The sequence below is a fragment of the Mycolicibacterium sphagni genome, from assembly GCF_002250655.1.
Classification (GTDB): domain Bacteria; phylum Actinomycetota; class Actinomycetes; order Mycobacteriales; family Mycobacteriaceae; genus Mycobacterium; species Mycobacterium sphagni.
The window spans coordinates 107,158-124,492 of sequence record NZ_NOZR01000017.1; the positions used below are offsets into that span (position 1 = coordinate 107,158).

Annotated in this window: 18 protein-coding genes; 10 read left to right on the forward strand and 8 right to left on the reverse strand. The window is 66.4% G+C overall.

The window, feature by feature from the left end:
* Positions 1-32: 32 nt before the first annotated feature.
* A complete protein-coding gene (locus tag CG716_RS19310) occupies positions 33-1,910 on the forward strand; it encodes an alkyl/aryl-sulfatase (RefSeq protein WP_094482535.1) in 1,878 nt (625 codons plus the stop codon).
* Here the strand turns inward: CG716_RS19310 and CG716_RS19315 are convergent.
* From CG716_RS19315 to CG716_RS19335, 5 genes are read right to left on the reverse strand one after another with little or no spacing between them, the layout of a single operon-like run.
* On the reverse strand, positions 1,907-2,881 hold the full coding sequence (locus CG716_RS19315; protein WP_094482537.1) for an NADPH:quinone oxidoreductase family protein: 975 nt from the start codon (positions 2,879-2,881) through the stop codon (positions 1,907-1,909). The two genes, CG716_RS19310 and CG716_RS19315, sit on opposite strands and share 4 nt — an antisense overlap.
* Positions 2,881-3,504 carry a TetR/AcrR family transcriptional regulator gene (locus tag CG716_RS19320; protein WP_094482539.1) on the reverse strand — a complete coding sequence of 208 codons (624 nt, stop codon included), beginning with the start codon at positions 3,502-3,504 and terminating at the stop codon, positions 2,881-2,883. Before CG716_RS19320 ends, CG716_RS19315 begins: the two co-directional genes overlap by 1 nt.
* Entirely contained in the window at positions 3,501-4,820 is a 1,320-nt protein-coding gene (locus CG716_RS19325; protein WP_094482541.1) for an acyl-CoA dehydrogenase family protein, read from the reverse strand. Before CG716_RS19325 ends, CG716_RS19320 begins: the two co-directional genes overlap by 4 nt.
* 11 nt (positions 4,821-4,831) lie before the next feature.
* Positions 4,832-5,620, reverse strand: a complete 789-nt coding sequence (locus CG716_RS19330) for an SDR family NAD(P)-dependent oxidoreductase (protein ID WP_094482543.1) — start codon at positions 5,618-5,620, stop codon at positions 4,832-4,834.
* Positions 5,621-6,661, reverse strand: coding sequence for a phosphotransferase family protein (locus tag CG716_RS19335; RefSeq protein WP_094482545.1), 1,041 nt, complete (start codon positions 6,659-6,661; stop codon positions 5,621-5,623).
* A gap of 87 nt (positions 6,662-6,748) precedes the next feature.
* Between CG716_RS19335 and CG716_RS19340 the strand changes: the two genes are divergently transcribed.
* Together CG716_RS19340 and CG716_RS19345 are read left to right on the forward strand one after the other, a co-directional pair.
* The gene (locus CG716_RS19340; protein ID WP_094482547.1) at positions 6,749-7,909 is read left to right on the forward strand and encodes a CaiB/BaiF CoA transferase family protein; all 1,161 of its coding nucleotides are present in this window, start codon (positions 6,749-6,751) and stop codon (positions 7,907-7,909) included.
* A 14-nt stretch (positions 7,910-7,923) separates the two neighbouring features.
* Entirely contained in the window at positions 7,924-9,084 is a 1,161-nt protein-coding gene (locus CG716_RS19345) for an acyl-CoA dehydrogenase family protein (RefSeq protein WP_094482549.1), read from the forward strand.
* Here the strand turns inward: CG716_RS19345 and CG716_RS19350 are convergent.
* Positions 9,074-10,129, reverse strand: coding sequence for a zinc-binding metallopeptidase family protein (locus tag CG716_RS19350; protein WP_094482551.1), 1,056 nt, complete (start codon positions 10,127-10,129; stop codon positions 9,074-9,076). The two genes, CG716_RS19345 and CG716_RS19350, sit on opposite strands and share 11 nt — an antisense overlap.
* A 49-nt stretch (positions 10,130-10,178) precedes the next feature.
* On the opposite strand from CG716_RS19350, the gene CG716_RS19355 reads away from it, so the two are divergent.
* Positions 10,179-10,787 carry a histidine phosphatase family protein gene (locus CG716_RS19355; protein WP_094482553.1) on the forward strand — a complete coding sequence of 203 codons (609 nt, stop codon included), beginning with the start codon at positions 10,179-10,181 and terminating at the stop codon, positions 10,785-10,787.
* Positions 10,788-10,800: 13 nt separating this feature from the next.
* Complete coding sequence (locus CG716_RS19360) at positions 10,801-11,832, forward strand: phosphotransferase family protein (protein ID WP_094482555.1); 1,032 nt, start codon at positions 10,801-10,803, stop codon at positions 11,830-11,832.
* On the opposite strand, the gene CG716_RS19365 is transcribed toward CG716_RS19360, so the two are convergent.
* The gene (locus CG716_RS19365) at positions 11,829-12,194 is read right to left on the reverse strand and encodes a LapA family protein (protein ID WP_094482603.1); all 366 of its coding nucleotides are present in this window, start codon (positions 12,192-12,194) and stop codon (positions 11,829-11,831) included. The genes CG716_RS19360 and CG716_RS19365 overlap by 4 nt on opposite strands.
* A 113-nt stretch (positions 12,195-12,307) precedes the next feature.
* On the opposite strand from CG716_RS19365, the gene CG716_RS19370 reads away from it, so the two are divergent.
* From CG716_RS19370 to CG716_RS19390, 5 genes are read left to right on the forward strand one after another with little or no spacing between them, the layout of a single operon-like run.
* Positions 12,308-13,261 (forward strand): ABC transporter substrate-binding protein, encoded by a 954-nt coding sequence (locus tag CG716_RS19370; protein WP_207760723.1) that lies wholly within the window; start codon positions 12,308-12,310, stop codon positions 13,259-13,261.
* Positions 13,262-14,362 (forward strand): ABC transporter ATP-binding protein, encoded by a 1,101-nt coding sequence (locus tag CG716_RS19375; protein ID WP_094482557.1) that lies wholly within the window; start codon positions 13,262-13,264, stop codon positions 14,360-14,362.
* Complete coding sequence (locus tag CG716_RS19380) at positions 14,359-15,003, forward strand: ABC transporter permease (RefSeq protein ID WP_094482559.1); 645 nt, start codon at positions 14,359-14,361, stop codon at positions 15,001-15,003. Before CG716_RS19375 ends, CG716_RS19380 begins: the two co-directional genes overlap by 4 nt.
* Positions 15,000-15,788: an ABC transporter permease gene (locus CG716_RS19385; RefSeq protein ID WP_094482607.1), complete on the forward strand. Its 789-nt coding sequence runs from the start codon at positions 15,000-15,002 to the stop codon at positions 15,786-15,788. Before CG716_RS19380 ends, CG716_RS19385 begins: the two co-directional genes overlap by 4 nt.
* Entirely contained in the window at positions 15,785-16,387 is a 603-nt protein-coding gene (locus CG716_RS19390) for a putative glycolipid-binding domain-containing protein (RefSeq protein ID WP_094482561.1), read from the forward strand. The genes CG716_RS19385 and CG716_RS19390 overlap by 4 nt, the downstream gene beginning before the upstream one ends.
* On the opposite strand, the gene CG716_RS19395 is transcribed toward CG716_RS19390, so the two are convergent.
* Positions 16,350-17,294, reverse strand: a complete 945-nt coding sequence (locus CG716_RS19395) for a prephenate dehydrogenase (protein WP_234817923.1) — start codon at positions 17,292-17,294, stop codon at positions 16,350-16,352. The genes CG716_RS19390 and CG716_RS19395 overlap by 38 nt on opposite strands.
* Positions 17,295-17,335 lie beyond the last annotated feature (41 nt).

Below are 17,335 nucleotides of genomic sequence, written 5' to 3' on the forward strand. Positions count from 1 at the left end.
TAAGCGCGGCCTCGTGCGGAAGGATCGGCGGCATGGAACACAAGCCGCCGACCACCGTCATCGAGGCCGCGCACGCCGAACATCTGACATCGCTTCCGTTCGAGGACACCGCCGATTTCGCCGATGCCGATCGTGGTTTCATCGCCGCACTGACGCCGTGCGTGATCACAGCCGCCGACGGGCGGGTGGTGTGGGACAACGACGCCTACGGATTCCTCACCGGTGACGCGCCGGCGTCGGTCCACCCGAGTTTGTGGCGACAGAGCACGCTGGCTGCCAAACAGGGCCTCTACGAGGTGGTCGAAGGCATTTACCAAGTGCGCGGACTGGACCTGTCCAACATCAGCTTCATCGAAGGTGACACCGGCATCGTCGTCATCGACCCGCTGGTCTCCACCGAGACCGCCGCGGCCGCATTGGCGCTCTACCGCGCCCACCGCGGAAATCGCGCCGTGAGCGCCGTCATTTATACCCATTCCCACGTCGACCACTTCGGCGGGGTGCTGGGGGTGACCACCCAGGCCGACGTCGACGCCGGAAAGGTCGCGATATTGGCGCCCGAGGGGTTCACCGAGCACGCCGTGCAGGAGAACGTCTACGCCGGAACCGCGATGGCCCGCCGCGCCGGCTACATGTACGGGGCCGTCCTGGAGCGTGGACCGCAGGGCCAGGTGGGCTGCGGATTGGGTCAGACGCCATCGACGGGCGAGGTCGCGATCATCGTGCCCACCATCGACATCACGACCACCGGCGAAAAGCACACCATCGACGGTATCGAGATCGAGTTCCAGATGGCGCCTGGCACCGAGGCTCCCGCCGAAATGCATTTCTACTTCCCGAAATTCCGCGCACTGTGCATGGCCGAGAACGCCACCCACAACCTGCACAACCTACTGACTCTGCGCGGCGCGCTGGTCCGCGATCCGCACGGCTGGGCGGGGTACCTGACCGAGGCCATCGACACCTTCGCCGACCGCGCCGACGTGGTGTTCGCCTCGCACCACTGGCCGACATGGGGCCAGGACAACATCGTGGAATTCCTGTCCCTGCAACGGGATCTCTATGCCTACCTGCACGACCAGACGCTGCGGCAACTCAACCAGGGCTATACCGGGATCGAGATCGCCGAGACCTTCCAGATGCCGCCCGCGCTCCACAAGGCGTGGCACGCGCACGGGTACTACGGCTCGGTCAGCCATAACGTGAAAGCCGTCTATCAGCGCTACATGGGCTGGTTCGACGGCAATCCCGCGCGGCTGTGGGCGTACCCGCCGGAGTCGATCGGACCGCGGTATGTCGAGGCCATGGGTGGTGCCGACCGAGTGGTCGAGCTCGCCAAGTCGGCGTTCGACACAGGTGATTACCGTTGGGCGGTAACGCTACTCGACCACGTGATCTTCACCGACGAGAACCACGCCGGCGCCAGGGAGCTCTACGCAGACACCCTGGAGCAGCTGGCCTACGGTGCGGAATGCGCGACGTGGCGCAACTTCTTCCTCTCCGGCGCGACCGAGCTGCGCGACGGCAACTTCGGCACTCCCACGCAGGTGTCGCCCGGCACTCTTCTGGCTCAGCTCACCCCCGAGCAGATGTTCGACGTGCTCGCGATCAGTGTGAACGGGCCGCGGGCATGGGATTTGGACATCGCTATCGACATGACGTTCGCCGACCTGGGCACCAATTATCGGCTCACCCTGCGCAACGGTGTACTGGTCTATCGCAAAAGCCCGGCGGACGAGGCGACGGCGACCGTCACTGTCCGGCTGGCCAGCAAGCTGCGGCTGTTGGCCGTCGCGGGAGGCGATTTCACCTCACCGGGCATGGACATCAGCGGTGATGGCTCGGCGTTGCAGTCGCTGCTCGGCGCGCTGGATCAGCCCGACCCGAGCTTTGACATCATCACGCCCTAAGCGACGTCGATGACGACCTTGCCGATGGCCTTGCGGTCGGCGACGTAACGCAGCGCGGCAGACGCCTGCTCCAGCGGGAACCGTGCACCCAGGTAGGGGCGCAGGCGTCCGTCGGCGAACAGCTGCGCAAGCTCGGCGTCGTCGCGGGGCATTTCCTCCGGGTAATCGGTCGCGAAGGTGCGGATCTCCATGCCCTGCACAGTGATTCCCTTGAGCATTACCAAGTTCAACGGAATGGCGGGAATCGAGCCGGCCGCATAGCCCAGCGTGACGAACTTTCCGCCACGGCCGAGGCTGCGCAGCGCCGGCTCGGAGTAAGGACCGCCGACGGGGTCCACCACGATCTGAGCGCCGCCCTCCCCGGTGATCTCCTTGAGCCGGGTCTTCAGGTCCTCTTTGTCGTAGTCGACGACAGCCACCGCACCGCGCTGGCGGCACACCTCGAGCTTCTCGGGACTTGACGCCGCGGCAATCACCTTGGCGCCCATCAGGACCGCGACGTCGACGGCAGCCAGCCCGACTCCGCCGCCTGCCCCGAGTACAACGACCCAGTCCCCGGGCTTCACCGGAACGACAGTGCGCAGGGTGTAGTAGGCCGTCTTGTTGGTGACCCCGAACGCCGCGGCGTCGGCATAGTCGACACCGTCTGGGACGCGGGTCAGGCCGCGGGCATCCACCAACGCCTGTTCGGCGAAGCCACCGACGAACGTGGTGGTCGACACCCGGTCACCGGGCCGGTAGTCCACGCCGTCACCGACGGCCAGCACATCGCCCGCCATCTCGCTGCCCGGGGTGAACGGTGGCGGCACCTTGATCTGGTACTTGCCGGCGATCAGCAGCACGTCGGGGTAGTTGACTGCGGCCGCGCGAACTTTGACGACCACCTGGCCCGGACCCGGTGTGGGATCAGGCAGTTCGTCCAGGACGAGATCCTCCGGGGTGCCGTACTCGCGGCAGACGATGGCGCGCATCAGCGCTCTCCTTCTCCTACGCCCAGCCCGCGCAGGCAGAACGCGACGAGGTGGTTGATGTCCTTGCGCCCCGGTTGGTCGGTGGAATCGACATAGCGGCGCATCGTGCCGACGGTACACACGAACACCGCGTCGGCGTCACGCCGGGGATCAGTACTGCCCAGATCGCGGATCGGTTCGACCAACAGCTCGCGCATGGCGGCCATCGTCTCTTCCTCGCCGAGTCGCCGTTTGTCCGAGTCCGACATCTGCCCGACCAGCGCCCGGCTCATGCCGATCAGTTCCGGATCGGCCACCTGCGCCAGCGACCCACTGATCCAGCGGGTGATCTTGCCCTGTGGTGTGCTCTCCTTGGCCATCTGGTGCTGAAGATAGGAGACCACCAGGGCCACACCGCGTTCCATGACGGCAAGCATCAGGTCGTCCTTACCGGCGAAGTATCGGTAGAACGCCTTGTTGGACACTCCGGCCGCGGTGACGATGTCGCTGACCCGTGGCGCATCGGGGGACACCCGCTGCATCACTTGGATCGCGGCGGACAGGATGCGCTCCACCTCCTCGGTGGCCTCCCGTTGCCGATCGTCGAGGGCCCGCACCACGGCGGCCGCGGCGCGGTTGGTCACGGCGAAACGGGGAGCGCGGGAATGCGATCGATCAGGTGGCCGTACTTTTCGCGGGCCCGCTCGATGCGATTGCCCAGGAACTCGCTGGGCCATACCGGATCCTCGGCGTCGTAGCCTTTGAGAACCTGGCGGGCCAGGTTGACCTTGTGCGCCTCGGTGGGACCGTCGGCCAGGCCCAGCGTGATCCCGCCGAGCAGGACGTTGGTCAGTGGCATCTGGTCAGTCAGGCCAAGGCCGCCGTGTACCTGAATGGCACGCAGGCCGATGGATTTGAGCACGTTGGCGGTCTGGATCTTGCAGGCGGCGATCTCCTCCCTTGCGGCGCGATCACCTCCGGTGTCGACCAGCCAAGCGGCGTGCAACACCATCAGCCGGAACTGAGTGAGCTCGACGAAGGAGTCGGCGACGAACTCCTGGATCATCTGCTTGTCCGCCAGCAGACTGCCTTGTGTAAAGCGGCTTTTCGCGCGCCGGGCCATCATGTCGATGGCGCGCTGAGCGACCCCGATCGAACGCATCGCGTGATGCAGCCGCCCGCCGGCCAGCCGGGACTGCGCGACGTGGAAGCCCTGGCCCTCGCCGCCCAGCATCGCCGAGGCGGGTACTCGGACGTTGTCGTAGTGCACCAGTGAATGGCCCGGGTCGTGGGAATGTGAGCCGAACAGGTGATGTGTCGCTTCGATGTTGACGCCGGGGGTGTCGGCCGGCACCAGGAACGTCGACGCGCCCGTGTGCACCGGCACGTCGGGGTCGGTGATCGCCACGACGATGAAGAACGACGCCACGGACGCATTCGACGACCAGTACTTGCGGCCGTTGAGCACCCAGTCCGCGTCTTCTCCCGAGCCGTCGCGCACCGCGCGGGTGGTGAACACCCGCGGGTCCGAGCCACCCTGCGGCTCGGTCATCGAAAATGTGGAGAAGATCTCCCCGGACAGCAACCCCGTCAGGTAGCGGTCCTTCTGCTCCTGAGTGCCGAACCGGGCCAGAATCTCGGCATTGCCGGTATCGGGGGCCTGGGTACCGAAGATGATCGACGACCACGTTGCGCGGCCGAGGATTTCGTTGATAAGCGTGAGTTTCACCGCGCCGAAACCCTGGCCGCCCAGTTCGGGACCGAGGTGCGGTGCCCACAGGCCCTTATCGCGCACCTTCTGCTTCAGCGGGTCGACGATCCTGCGCCGCTCCTCATTGAGCGGCAGGAATTCGCAACTGGGGAAGATCACTTCGAGCGGCTCGATCTCGTCGCGTACGAAGGTCCGGATCCACTCGAGCTTCTCCTCGAACTCCGGTTCGGTGGAAAAATCCCATGCCATGGTTTGACTCCTTAGGGAATGCCACCGTCGGCCCGAAGGATCGAGCCGGTGGTGAAACTGGATGCGTCCGACATCAAGAACAATGCGGCGCCGATGATTTCGGCGGGCTCGCCGGCGCGCTGCAGGGCATGCGCGCCGAACGGGTTGTCGGTGCCACCGGGCTGATCCGTCGGACCGAGAGGGCCTAGGTTCCAAGCCTTGCTGATATCGGTGAGGAACGGGCCGGGCATCAGGGTGTTGACCCGCACCGTCGGCCCGAACGCCGCGGCCAGCCCCTCGGTCATCGCGTTCAGCCCGGCCTTGGACGCGGCGTAGGGGATAAACGACGGATGCGGCCGCAACGAACCGTGGGTGCTGACGTTGATGATCACCCCGCCGCCGTCGGCGACCATCCGTTCACCGACCAGCGCCGAAAGTCGGAACGGCCCTTTGAGATTGAGGTTGACCACCGCGTCGAACAACTTTTCGCTGACGTTGGTCAGCTTGTCGTACGTGGGTGACATGCCCGCGTTGTTCACCAGGACGTCGATCTTGCCGAAGCGCTCGTAGGCCGCGGCCACCAGGCCGTCCAGCTCATCCCAGCGGCCGACGTGAACACCGTATGGCATTGCGGTGCGGCCGGTTTCGTCTTCGATCTCCGTGGCCGTCTCGACGCAGGAGTCATACTTGCGGCTGGCGATGATCACGTCGGCACCGCAGCGTGCGGCGGCCAGCGCCATCTCCCGGCCGAGGCCGCGGCTGCCGCCGGTCACCAGCACCACGCGGTCGGTCAGGTCGAAAAGATTATCTGCGTAGCCCATTTACGCCTCACCGGACTGTGCCAGCTCGGCAGCGGTCGCGATCAGGCCGGGCACCATGGCGCCGAATGCCTCGGTCATCGTCGGGTCACCCTTGCCGCTGGTGACGGCGGCCGCGTATGTCTTCTCCAGCACGATGCCCAGCTTCCAGTTCGCGAGCACCAGGTAGTAGTGGATGTTCTCCGTCGACAGGCCGCTGACCTTCTCGTAGTGCGCCAGCAGTTCACTGCGAGTCGGCATGCCCTCCATCGGCAGATAGAAGCCGCCCTCCTTGGGCTCCTCACCGTCGTAGCCCAATAGCGCCCATGCGACGTCGAGCAGCGGGTCGCCGATGGTGGTCATCTCCCAGTCCACGATCGCAGCCAGCCGCCCTGGTGCCCCGTGGGCGTACATGACGTTGGCGAACTGGTAGTCGCCGTGCATGATCCCCGGCGTGAAGTGTGCAGGCCGGTTGTTGCGCAACCACTCCGATGCGACGTCCAGTCCGGGTAGTTCGCGAACTTGGAACGCCGCCAGGAAGGCCAGCCAGCGGTCCACCTGCCGTTCGTGGAAGTTGTCGGGCTTGCCGAACCCCTCCAGCCCTTGGGCTTTCCAATCCAGCCTGCCGAGTTTGGCCGCGCCCTCGACCAACTGGAAGGCGAGGTCGCGCCGCGCGTCGAGGTCGGTGTCGAACGGAGTTTCCCAGCCGCCGTCCATCGGACTCCAGCCGTCGACTTCCTTCATCAGGTAGAAGGGCTTGCCCAGCACCTCACCGCTCTCGTCGGCGGCGATCAGTTCGGCATGCGGCACGTCGGTGCCCTTGAGCGCGCGTTCCAGGCGGATCTCGCGGAGCAGTTCGTTCAGCCGGCGCTCGTCGGCGCGGGGGCCGGGCATCCGCAGCACCATGCCCTGGCCGCCGCGGTTGACCCGGAACAGCATGTTCTGCGAGCCGCCCTTGAGGACCTCGGCGAGAGGCTGCTCGCCGGCGCCCGGGGCGTCCTGGGTGTCGAGCCAGCGCCCGAGTGTCACGGTGTCCAGGTCTGCCGGGTTTTCCGTTCTCGTCATGGAACTCCTCACTCTCCATACAGAGAATAACATTCTCCGCACGCCCAGCCGCTAGCCTTTGGCGGACACCGAGCGAAAGGGACGACGATGGCCGGACCACTGGAGGGCATCAAGGTTGTCGAGCTTGGCGTGTGGGTCGCCGGACCCGCAGCCGGCGGGATCCTGGCCGACTGGGGCGCCGACGTCGTGAAGATCGAACCGCCGACCGGCGATCCCGCCCGGCTGTTCGGCCGCATGCTCGGCCTCGACGACGGCTCCAATCCGCCGTTCGAGATGGACAACCGGTCCAAGCGCAGCATCGTGCTGGATCTGACAACTGACGGCGGTCTGGCGACGGCACGCCAATTGCTCGCAGGCGCAGACGTTTTCATCACCAACGTGCGCCCCGATGCGCTGGCGCGCCTGGACCTGGACTATCCGGCGGTGGCCGCGCTCAACCCGGGCCTGGTGTACGGGCTGATCACCGGATACGGCGAGAAAGGCCCGGAGGCGAACCGGCCGGCCTACGACGTCGCCGCGTTCTGGGCTCGCTCCGGGGTGGCCGACCTGCTCACCCGTCCGGGTGACAGCCCGCCGTTTCAGCGCGGGGGGATGGGTGACCACATGACCGGGATGACGCTGGCCGGGGCCATCAACGCCGCACTGGTCGCCCGTGCGCGCACCGGCGAGGGGCAGTTGGTCACCACCTCGCTGTACCGCCAGGGCACCTACGCGGTGAGCTTCGACCTCAACACCTTCCTGCTGAGCGGCAACTCGATCATGATCGGCCAGCGCGAGACGATGTTCAACCCGTGCATGAACAACTACCTCGCGGGGGATGGCAAGCGACTCTGGATCGTCGGCCTGGAAGCCGACCGGCACTGGCCGTCGCTTTGCCGGGCCGTCGGCCATCCAGAATGGTTGGACGACAGCAGGTTTACCACCGCGCGCGACCGGGCGATCAACTCCCGTGAGCTCATCGCGACCCTCGACCAGATCTTCGCGACCAAGACGAGGGATGAGTGGGCGCAGGCGTTCGAGACCGAGCCCGAACTGTTCTGGTCGCCGGTGAACTCGATGGAGGACGTCCTGGGCGACGAGCAGTTCCACGCCGCGGGCGGTCTGGTCGACGTTCCCGACGACAGCGGATCGCTGCCGATGATCGCCACGCCGGCAGATTTCCACGGCACCCCGTGGGCGCCGCGCTCGGCAGCACCAAAGCTGGGCGAGCACACCGAGGAGATCCTGGCGGAGTTACAACAAAGCTGAGTAATGTAACGGCCATGGATTTCTCCCGGGTCGAGCTGTCCACCGAAGACGAGGAATTCCAGCGCCAGGTGCGCGCGGATCTGGACCGTCTGGTGACCGAGGACGTCATCGCCCATGACCGGGAGACGGGCGAGAACTTCCATGAGGGCCTGCATCTGGCATTGGGTGATCTCGGGTATCTGGCCAGGGACTTCAACCGCGAAGCCGACGGCGGCTTCAGCGCGGTGCAACGCAGGATCTTCGACCTGGAGATCGGGCGCGCGCATGCACCGTGGTTCCACTGGCCGACCACCATGATGGTGGCCAGGACACTGCTCAAGTTCGCCGACCCGGACCTGCTCGCCGAGATCATGCCGTCGGTGCTCGCCGGCCGCACCCGGCTCTGCCTGGGCTACACCGAGCCCGAGGGCGGGTCGGACGTGGCGACGGTGAAGACCAAGGCGGTGCGCGACGGCGACGCGTGGATCATTAACGGCGCCAAGATGTTCACCTCGAACGCCCACAACGCCCAGTACGTCTTCCTGATCACCAACTCCGATCCCGAAGCGCCCAAACACAAGAACCTCACGATGTTCCTCGTCCCGATGGACTCCCCAGGCGTGGAGGTGCAAGGCATCCGCACGGTCGACGGGGACCGCACGAACATCACCTATTACAGCGACGTCCGCGTCGATGACAAATACCGCATCGGTGAGGTCAACGGCGGCTGGGCAGTCTTGCGTGATGCGCTGAACTCCGAACACGGCACCGTCGAACGCAATGCCGAGGGGCTGGAGAAGCTGGCCACGATGACCGAACACATCCTGCTGATGGCCGAGGCGGTCGACGGGGTCGCGGCCGTGGCGCCGGTCGACGACGACGCTGTCGCCTACCGGCTTGGGCGCGCGGCTGCCCGCCTGGAGGCGGCGTTGAGCGCGCCGGCGATGTCGGGGCGGGTATTGATCGCCCAGACGATGCGCGATACCGCTCCCGAACTGATGGACATCCTCGGTGCCGCCGCCAGCCTGCCGGTCGCCACCAAGGGTGCTGCCGATGACGGGGGAGCGGAGTACATCTTCCGATTGGCTTCCCCGGTGGGCATTTACGGCGGAACGCTGGAGATCTTCCGCAACATGATCGCCCAGCAGATCCTCGGCCTCGGCCGGCCGAACTATTCGCCGCCGATCAAGCGGTAGCGCGCACCACGGTGTGGACGAACCCGAGCTTGTCGGCCACCGGCTGACTGATCTGGAACGGGTACAGCGGGCCCTTGCCCATCGCGGTGTTCACTCGGTTGAAGAACAGTGAGATCCACTTCCAGTCATCGAGCAGCTGGTCGATCGGCGCCTCTGTGTAGGACTCCAGCGGCACGACGTCGCGCGGCGCGGCGAAGCGCACCCGGTCGGCGTGCAGCACCATGCCCGCCTCGCGGCTGGTGTCGATGGTGTCGGTGATGTGCAGGTAGTGCGCGAAGCACTCGGCGAAATCCTCCCAGGGGTGCATGGTGGCGTATTCCGAGATGAACGACGCCTGCCAGCCGGCCGGTGCGCCGCGCTCGTAGTGGCGGGCCAGGGCGTCGGCGTAGCTGGCCCGTTCGTCGCCGAATAACTCCCGGCAGCGCGCCAGGTGGCGACGCGCGCCGTCACCGGTCTCGACGAGGATGTTCTGGTAGTAGTGGCCCGCCTCGTGGCGGAAGTGACCCAGCACCGTGCGGTACGGCTCGCCGAGCCGCACCCGCAGCGATTCCCGGTATGCGTCAAGGGATTCCACCAGATCAATGGTGATCACACCGTTGGCGTGGCCGATCGTGATCCGCTCACCGGTGCTGAAGCTGGACAGCAGGTCGAACGCCAGGCCGCCGACGCGGCGCCAGTACGGGTCGACCGGAAGGCCGAGTTCGGCGAGTTGGTAGACCAGCCGGCGCAGGGCGAGGGTGGCCGGCAGCATCTTCTCTCGGGCGATGGTGTCGTCGGGGGCGGGTTCGCGCCGGATCAGCGAGTGGGCCAGGCACCGTCCGCGGGCCGCGACGTCGGTGGCTTCCGAGGCCAGCCAGTTGCAGGCCAGCGGTCCGGACTGGGTGCATCGGGTCCACCGGACGCCGTCGAGCACCGCAGCCCTGTCGGCCAGCGCCACCATCGACCGACTTGGCAGATGCAAACCCAGCGCGGTGCCGCAGGACAGACACTCGGCGCGCTCGAACGGGACGAAGTTGTGGCACACCGGACAGACGAAGGCGCGCATGGGCTTTATCGTTGCACGGGCGTCAGTCGGAGAAAGGACGATCGCACTCATGCAGTTGCTGCTGGTCAGGCACGCGTTACCGCATCGGACCGAGGCCGGTGAAGGAGCCGACCCCGAACTGTCCGAGGAGGGCTGGCGGCAGGCTCGGCGGTTGCCCGACGCGCTGGCCCGGTTCCCGCTGACGCGGCTGGTCAGCAGCCCGCAACGACGCGCCATCCAGACGGGCGAGCCCGCCGCACAGGCCCTCGGGCTCGGAATCGACATCGACGAGCGGCTCGCCGAGTACGACCGTGGCCTGTCGCACTACGTGCCGATCGAACAGGTCCGCATTGAGAAACCGGAGGAGTGGGCGCGGATGGCGGAGGGCCGACTGCCCAGCAGCGTCGACGAAGTCGAGTTCCGCGGCCGGGTGGGGGCGGCGCTGTCCGACATCGTGGAGACGGCCGGGCATGACGACACCGTGGCCGTCTTCAGCCACGGCGGGGTCATCAACGTGATCCTGCACGAGCTATTGGGCACCCGGCGGCTGCTGTCGTTCCCGATCGACTACGTGTCGATCACCCGCCTGCTGTATGCCCGCAGCGGGCAGGGCACCGTGGCCGCGGTGAACACCACCGAACATGTTTGGGATCTCTTGCCGCGCAACCAGCGCTATTAGCTATACATAACCGGTGGCATCACTGGACGGGCTCGACCTGCCGGCACTCGACCGGCATCTGCGTGCGGTCGGTATCCCGCGCACCGGGGAGCTGCGGGCGGAGTTCATCTCCGGCGGCCGCTCCAACCTGACCTTCCTGGTCTTCGACGACGTCTCCCAGTGGGCTCTGCGCCGGCCGCCACTGCACGGACTCACCCCGTCGGCTCACGACATGGGGCGCGAATACCGCGTGGTGGCCGCGCTCGCGGACAGCCCGGTGCCGGTGGCGCGAGCTGTCACGATGCGCGACGACGACGCGGTGTCGGGCGCTCCGTTTCAGATGGTGGAATTCGTGGCGGGCAACGTGGTTCGGACTCGTTCCGATCTGGATGCGCTCGGTGGCGCAGACGTGGTCAGTGCATGCGTCGACACCCTGATCCGAGTGCTCGTCGACCTGCACGAGGTCGATCCGGACGCCGTCGGGCTCGGCGATTTCGGCAAGCCGACGGGCTATCTCGAACGCCAGGTACGGCGCTGGGGTTCGCAGTGGCAACACGTCCGGCTGTCCGACGACCCGCGCGACGCTGATGTCGAGCGATTGCACGCGAAACTCGCTAACGGCGTACCCGAGCAGAGCCGCACCTCGATCGTGCACGGCGACTACCGCATCGACAACACCATCCTGGCCGACGACGACCCGACTGTTGTTCGGGCCGTGCTCGATTGGGAGATGTCCACCCTCGGCGATCCGTTGTCTGACGTTGCGGTGATGTGCGTGCAGCGAGATCCGATGCTGGACCTGATCTCCCAAGAGCAGAAGTCGTGGACGGCACCACAGATGCCCTCGGCTGAGGATCTTGCGCACCGCTACTCGCTCGCCTCGGGAAACCAGTTGGCGCACTGGGACTTCCACATGGCGCTGGGGTATTTCAAGCTGGCGATCATCGTGGCGGGCATCGACTTCCGTCGACGCATGGCCGACGGCGACGACAGCGACGACAGCGACGACCGCGCGGGCGAGGCCGTCGCGGTCCTGATCAGTCGCGGCCTGGAGACGTTGCGCTAGTTGTTCCGGGCTGCCTTGAGGTTCTTCTTCGCGGCGCGGCGCAGCTGGAAGATCCGTGCGGCCCCGGCCAGCACTGTCACCAGCCCACCGCTCACGGCCGCCATGAGGATCGCCACGCCCAACGGCAGCGACCAACGCCACCCGAGGAACGCGAACGGCGTCGAGTCGGTGTTCTGCGCGATGAAGATCAGCAGGATGGTCAGGATCAAAAATCCGACGATCAGCGAGGACCACAGTGCCGCCGCACGGGTGAACTTGACTTCGGATACCGGAGATACTGGGCCGGAAGGTGCAGGGGGTGACGGCGCCGGCGGAACCGGCGGCGTGGACTCGTGGGGAGGGCCCGGCGGTTCGGTGGTCATCATCCTATCTTTGCCCCTTCTGAGCCATAAGGAAACAACCCGGGTTTAAACCTGGGCGGCTGAGGGTCACTGCCGTTACTGTCGGTGAAACTGGTCGGGGCGAAAGGACGCTCATGAACGCGTCGCGGGGTGGGAAGCGACTGTGGTTGGTGGCGGCCGTATTCGCGCTTGTCCTCCCGCTGGTGGCGGCGTGCGGGAGTGCCAATCCACTGGGCGGCGGAGCGGCGTCGGGTGACTTGAAAAACCTTGTTGTCGGCTCGGCCGACTTCCCGGAATCGAAGATCATCGCCGAGATCTACGCCCAGGCTTTGGAGGCGAACGGATTCACGGTCGGACGGCAGTTCGGTATCGGCAGCCGCGAAACCTACATCCCTGCCGTGCGTGATCATTCGATCGACCTGGTGCCTGAATACACCGGAAACCTGCTGCAGTACTTCGATCCCAAAACCACCGTGACAACACCTGATGAGGTGGAGTTGGCGTTGTTCCGGGCGCTGCCCGGGGATCTGTCCATCCTGAACCCGTCGCCGGCCAACGACACCGACACCGTCGCCGTCTCCGAATCCACCGCGCAGAAGTGGAATCTCAAGACCATCGGCGATTTGGCGGCGCATTCCGCGGAGGTCAAGTTCGGTGCGCCGTCGGAGTTTCTGAACCGCACCGAGGGACTACCGGGCCTGAAAGCCAAGTACGGCTTGGACATCAAGCCGGACAACTTCATCGCGATCAGCGACGGCGGCGGCCCGGCGACGGTGCGCGCACTGGTGGACGGCACGGTCACCGCGGCCGACATCTTCAGCACCTCGCCGGCGATCCCGCAGAACAAGCTCGTGGTGCTGGAGGATCCGAAGAACAACTTCCTGGCCGCCAACGTCGTGCCGGTGGTCAGTTCGCAGAAGAAGTCCGATGAACTCAAGAAGGTGCTGGATGCGGTGTCGGCCAAGCTGAGCACGCAGGCCCTCATCGAACTCAACACCGCCGTGTCCGGCAACTCCGGGGTCGACCCCGACCAGGCGGCACGAAAGTGGATACGCGACAACGGTTTCGACAAGCCGATCGGGAAATAGATGATCACTTTCGACGCGGTCACCAAGACCTACCCGGATGGCACCGTCGCCGTCGACAACCTGAGCATGGAGGTGCCGACCGGCACGCTGACGGTCTTCGTCGGGCCGTCGGGCTGCGGCAAGACCACCTCGATGCGGATGATCAACCGGATGATCGAGCCCACGTCGGGCACCATCACTGTGGATGGTCGCGACATCGCCGCCGGCAACCCGGTCAAGCTGCGACTCGGGATCGGCTACGTCATCCAGAGCGGTGGCCTGATGCCCCATCAGCGGGTGATCGACAACGTCGCGACGGTGCCGGTGCTCAAGGGCGAGTCGCGGCGGACGGCTCGCAAGGCCGCCTACGAGGTGCTGGAGCGGGTCGGCCTGGATCCGAAACTGGGCGATCGCTATCCGGCGCAACTGTCCGGCGGCCAGCAGCAACGCGTCGGCGTGGCTCGGGCGCTGGCGGCTGATCCGCCGGTTCTGCTGATGGACGAACCGTTCTCGGCCGTTGACCCGGTGGTGCGCGACGAGCTGCAGATCGAAATCCTGCGTCTACAAGGCGAATTGCAGAAGACGATCGTGTTCGTCACCCACGACATCGACGAGGCCATCAAACTCGGCGACCGCGTCGCGGTGTTCGGGCCGGGCGGCACGTTGCAGCAATACGACGCACCGGCACGGCTGTTGTCCAATCCTGCCAACGAATTCGTCTCGGGATTCATCGGCGCCGATCGCGGTTACCGCGGCCTGCAGTTCAAGCAGGCAAACGGGTTGCCGCTGCACGACATTCAGACGGTCAAAGAGGGCGAAATCGACGCACTGTCGCTGGTGCCCGGCGACTGGCGGCTGGTGACCAGGGACGACGGCCGGCCCTATGCATGGCTCAACGCAGAGGGTGTCGAGCTGCATCGAGGCGGAAGTTCGTTGTACGACAGCACGATCGCGGGCGGATCGCTGTTCGCGACGGGCGGCACGCTGCGGCTGGCCCTCGATGCGGCGTTGTCGTCGCCGGCCGGTCTCGGGGTGGCTGTCGACGACGCGGGGCAGGTGATCGGCGGCGTGCGGGCTGACGATGTGGTGAAAGCGCTGGAAAGGCAGCGGCGCTCCACATGAACTATCTGCTGACCCATCTCGACAAGGCGTGGGTGCTGACGGTCATCCACCTTCGGCTGTCCCTGGTTCCGGTCGTGCTGGGTCTGATCATCGCGGTGCCGCTGGGCGCCTTTGTATGGCGGACCACCGCGTTGCGGCGGCTTACCACCGTCACGGCCAGCATCATCTTCACGATCCCGTCGCTCGCGTTGTTCGTCGCACTCCCGCTGATCATTCCGACCCGCATCCTCGACGAGACCAACGTCATCGTCGCACTCACCCTGTACACCACCGCGCTGCTGGTGCGGGCGGTGCCCGAGGCACTGGACGCTGTGCCTGCCCCTGTGCGCGACGCCGCCACCGCCGTCGGCTACACCAGAGTCTCCCGCATGCTCAAAGTCGAACTGCCACTGTCGATTCCGGTGCTAATCGCCGGCCTGAGAGTGGTCGCGGTGACCAACATCTCGATGGTGTCGGTGGGTTCGGTCATCGGGATCGGCGGGCTGGGTACCTGGTTCACCGAGGGTTATCAGGCCGACAAGAGTGACCAGATCGTCGCGGGCATCATCGCGATCTTCCTGCTGGCGGTCGTCGTCGACGTGCTGATCCTGCTGGCCGGCCGGCTCATCACGCCGTGGGCCCGGGTGAAGGCGTCGTCATGAACTTCCTGCACCAGGCGCTCGCCTACATCTTCACCTCCGCCAATTGGGCGGGCCGGGCCGGTCTCGGCGTGCGGATCCTGGAGCATCTGCAGTACACCGCCGTCGCCGTCGTCTTCTCCGCACTGATCGCCATCCCGATCGGAATGCTGATCGGGCACACCGGGCGAGGCACCTTCCTGGTGGTCACCGGAGTCAACGCGCTGCGTGCGCTGCCGACGCTGGGTGTGCTGCTGCTCGGGGTCCTGCTGTGGGGGTTGGGGCTGTTGCCACCGACCGTCGCGCTGATGCTGCTCGGTATCCCGCCATTGCTGGCCGGCACCTACGCCGGCATCGCCAACGTCGACCCGGCAGTGGTCGACGCCGCCCGGTCCATGGGGATGACCGAGACGCGGGTTTTGCTGCGCGTCGAAGTGCCCAATGCGCTGCCGCTCATCCTCGGCGGGTTACGCACCGCCACCCTGCAGGTCGTCGCCACTGCGACGGTCGCGGCCTACGCCAGCCTGGGCGGGCTCGGGCGGTATCTGATCGACGGCATCAAGGTGCGCCAGTTCTACCTGGCCCTGGTGGGTGCGCTGCTGGTGACGGTGCTGGCCCTGCTGCTCGACGGACTGCTTGCGCTGGCGGTGTGGGCATCGGTGCCCGGCTCCGGGCGATTCCGCCGCATGCCGCAACCGTTGCTCGACGACGAGGTGAGTTTCGATGCGCAGGCACCCGGATCACGGAAGAGCCGCACTTCGCGACCTGGTTACGAACGGGGCAGCCCGTCGCATACGGTAGACGGGTGAGTGCAGCCAATGAATCGACAGAAAGCGCCTGGCCGGCGATCCTGACCTGGCGCGCACACGACGATTCGCGGATGGAATCCGCCCGAGTCCAGCTATCGGGGAACCGCATCAAGGCGTACGGCCGCATCGTGGCCGCGGCCGCCGCGACGAACCCCTCGTTCAGCGCGTCCTACGACCTGGTGACCGACGAGTCCGGTGCCACCAAGCGGCTGTCCTTGAGCGTCACCCTCGCAGAGCGGGATCGGCAACTGTCGATCGCCCGCGACGAGGAAAACATGTGGCTCATCACCGACCACCAGGGCCAGACGCGCGCCTCCTACGAGGGCGCACTCGACGTCGACGTCGTCTTCAGCCCGTTCTTCAACGCGCTGCCGATCCGGCGCACCGGCCTCTACCGGCGAACCGATTCGGTGAATCTGCCTGTGGTGTACGTGAGTTTGCCGGACCTGACCGTCAAGCAGGCGTCGATCAGCTACAGCAGCCTCGGCCCGGACTCCGGCGACGGCATCAAGCTGCACTCGCCGGTCGCCCAGACCACGATCACGGTCGATGACGACGGCTTCATCCTCGACTACCCAGGCTTGGCAAAGCGGATCTGATCACCCCGCCGGCGCGGCCGGCGGCGGCCAGCTCTTCACGCCAGTTCTCTTCGCCGATGGCGATGGTGACGATCTGCGGTCGCGAGAAGCTGTCGTAGCGGACTCGGGCGGCGTGACCGTCCTCGACCAGTTCGGCCACCGACGTCTTCTCGGCCAGCGACGCGCGAGCCTGGTTCAGCAGCTCCAGGGCGCGATCAAGGGCTGGCAGCAGTTGGTCGGCGTTGGCCTCGCACATCGCCCGCACCAGATCCGGAGCAGTGGCCGCGACCCGGGTGCCGTCGCGGAACGAGCCGGCCGCCAGGGCGAACGCCAACGGCACCTCGCCGGCTGTCACGGCCAGGGCTTCGGCCAGCAAGTGCGGCAGGTGCGAGATGCTCGCGGCGGCGGCGTCGTGCTCGTCGGACTTGGCGGGCACCACCACGGCACGGCAGTCCAGCGCCAGGTCCATTACCTGCGCCCAGACATGCGCGTCGACGTGCTCGTCGACGCCGAGCACCCAGGGCGCTCCGGTGAACAGCCGCGCGTCGCCGGCGCTCCAGCCCGAGTGTGCGGTGCCCGCCATCGGGTGACCGCCGACGTAGCGGTCGAGGAGTCCTGCCTTGCGTACCTCGTCGAGCACCGCACTCTTGACGCTGATGACGTCGGTTAGCGGGCAGTCGGGGGCGACGTCCTTGATGTGGCCGAGCAGCAAGGACACCGCGGGCATGGGGACGGCCAGGACGATCAGTGCGTCGCGGTCGGCGGCCCACTGGAGTGCCTCGGTGAGGTCGGTGGTGGCGGCGAAGCCGTCGAATCGGGCGGCTTGCGCGCCCTCGACAGAGCGGTTGTAGCCGAACACCTCACGGTCGGCGGCCACTGCCGCGCGCATGAGCGAACCACCGATCAGCCCGAGCCCGAGCACACACACGGGTGTCTTCGTCACCTGTCCAGGTTGACACATCAACGCGC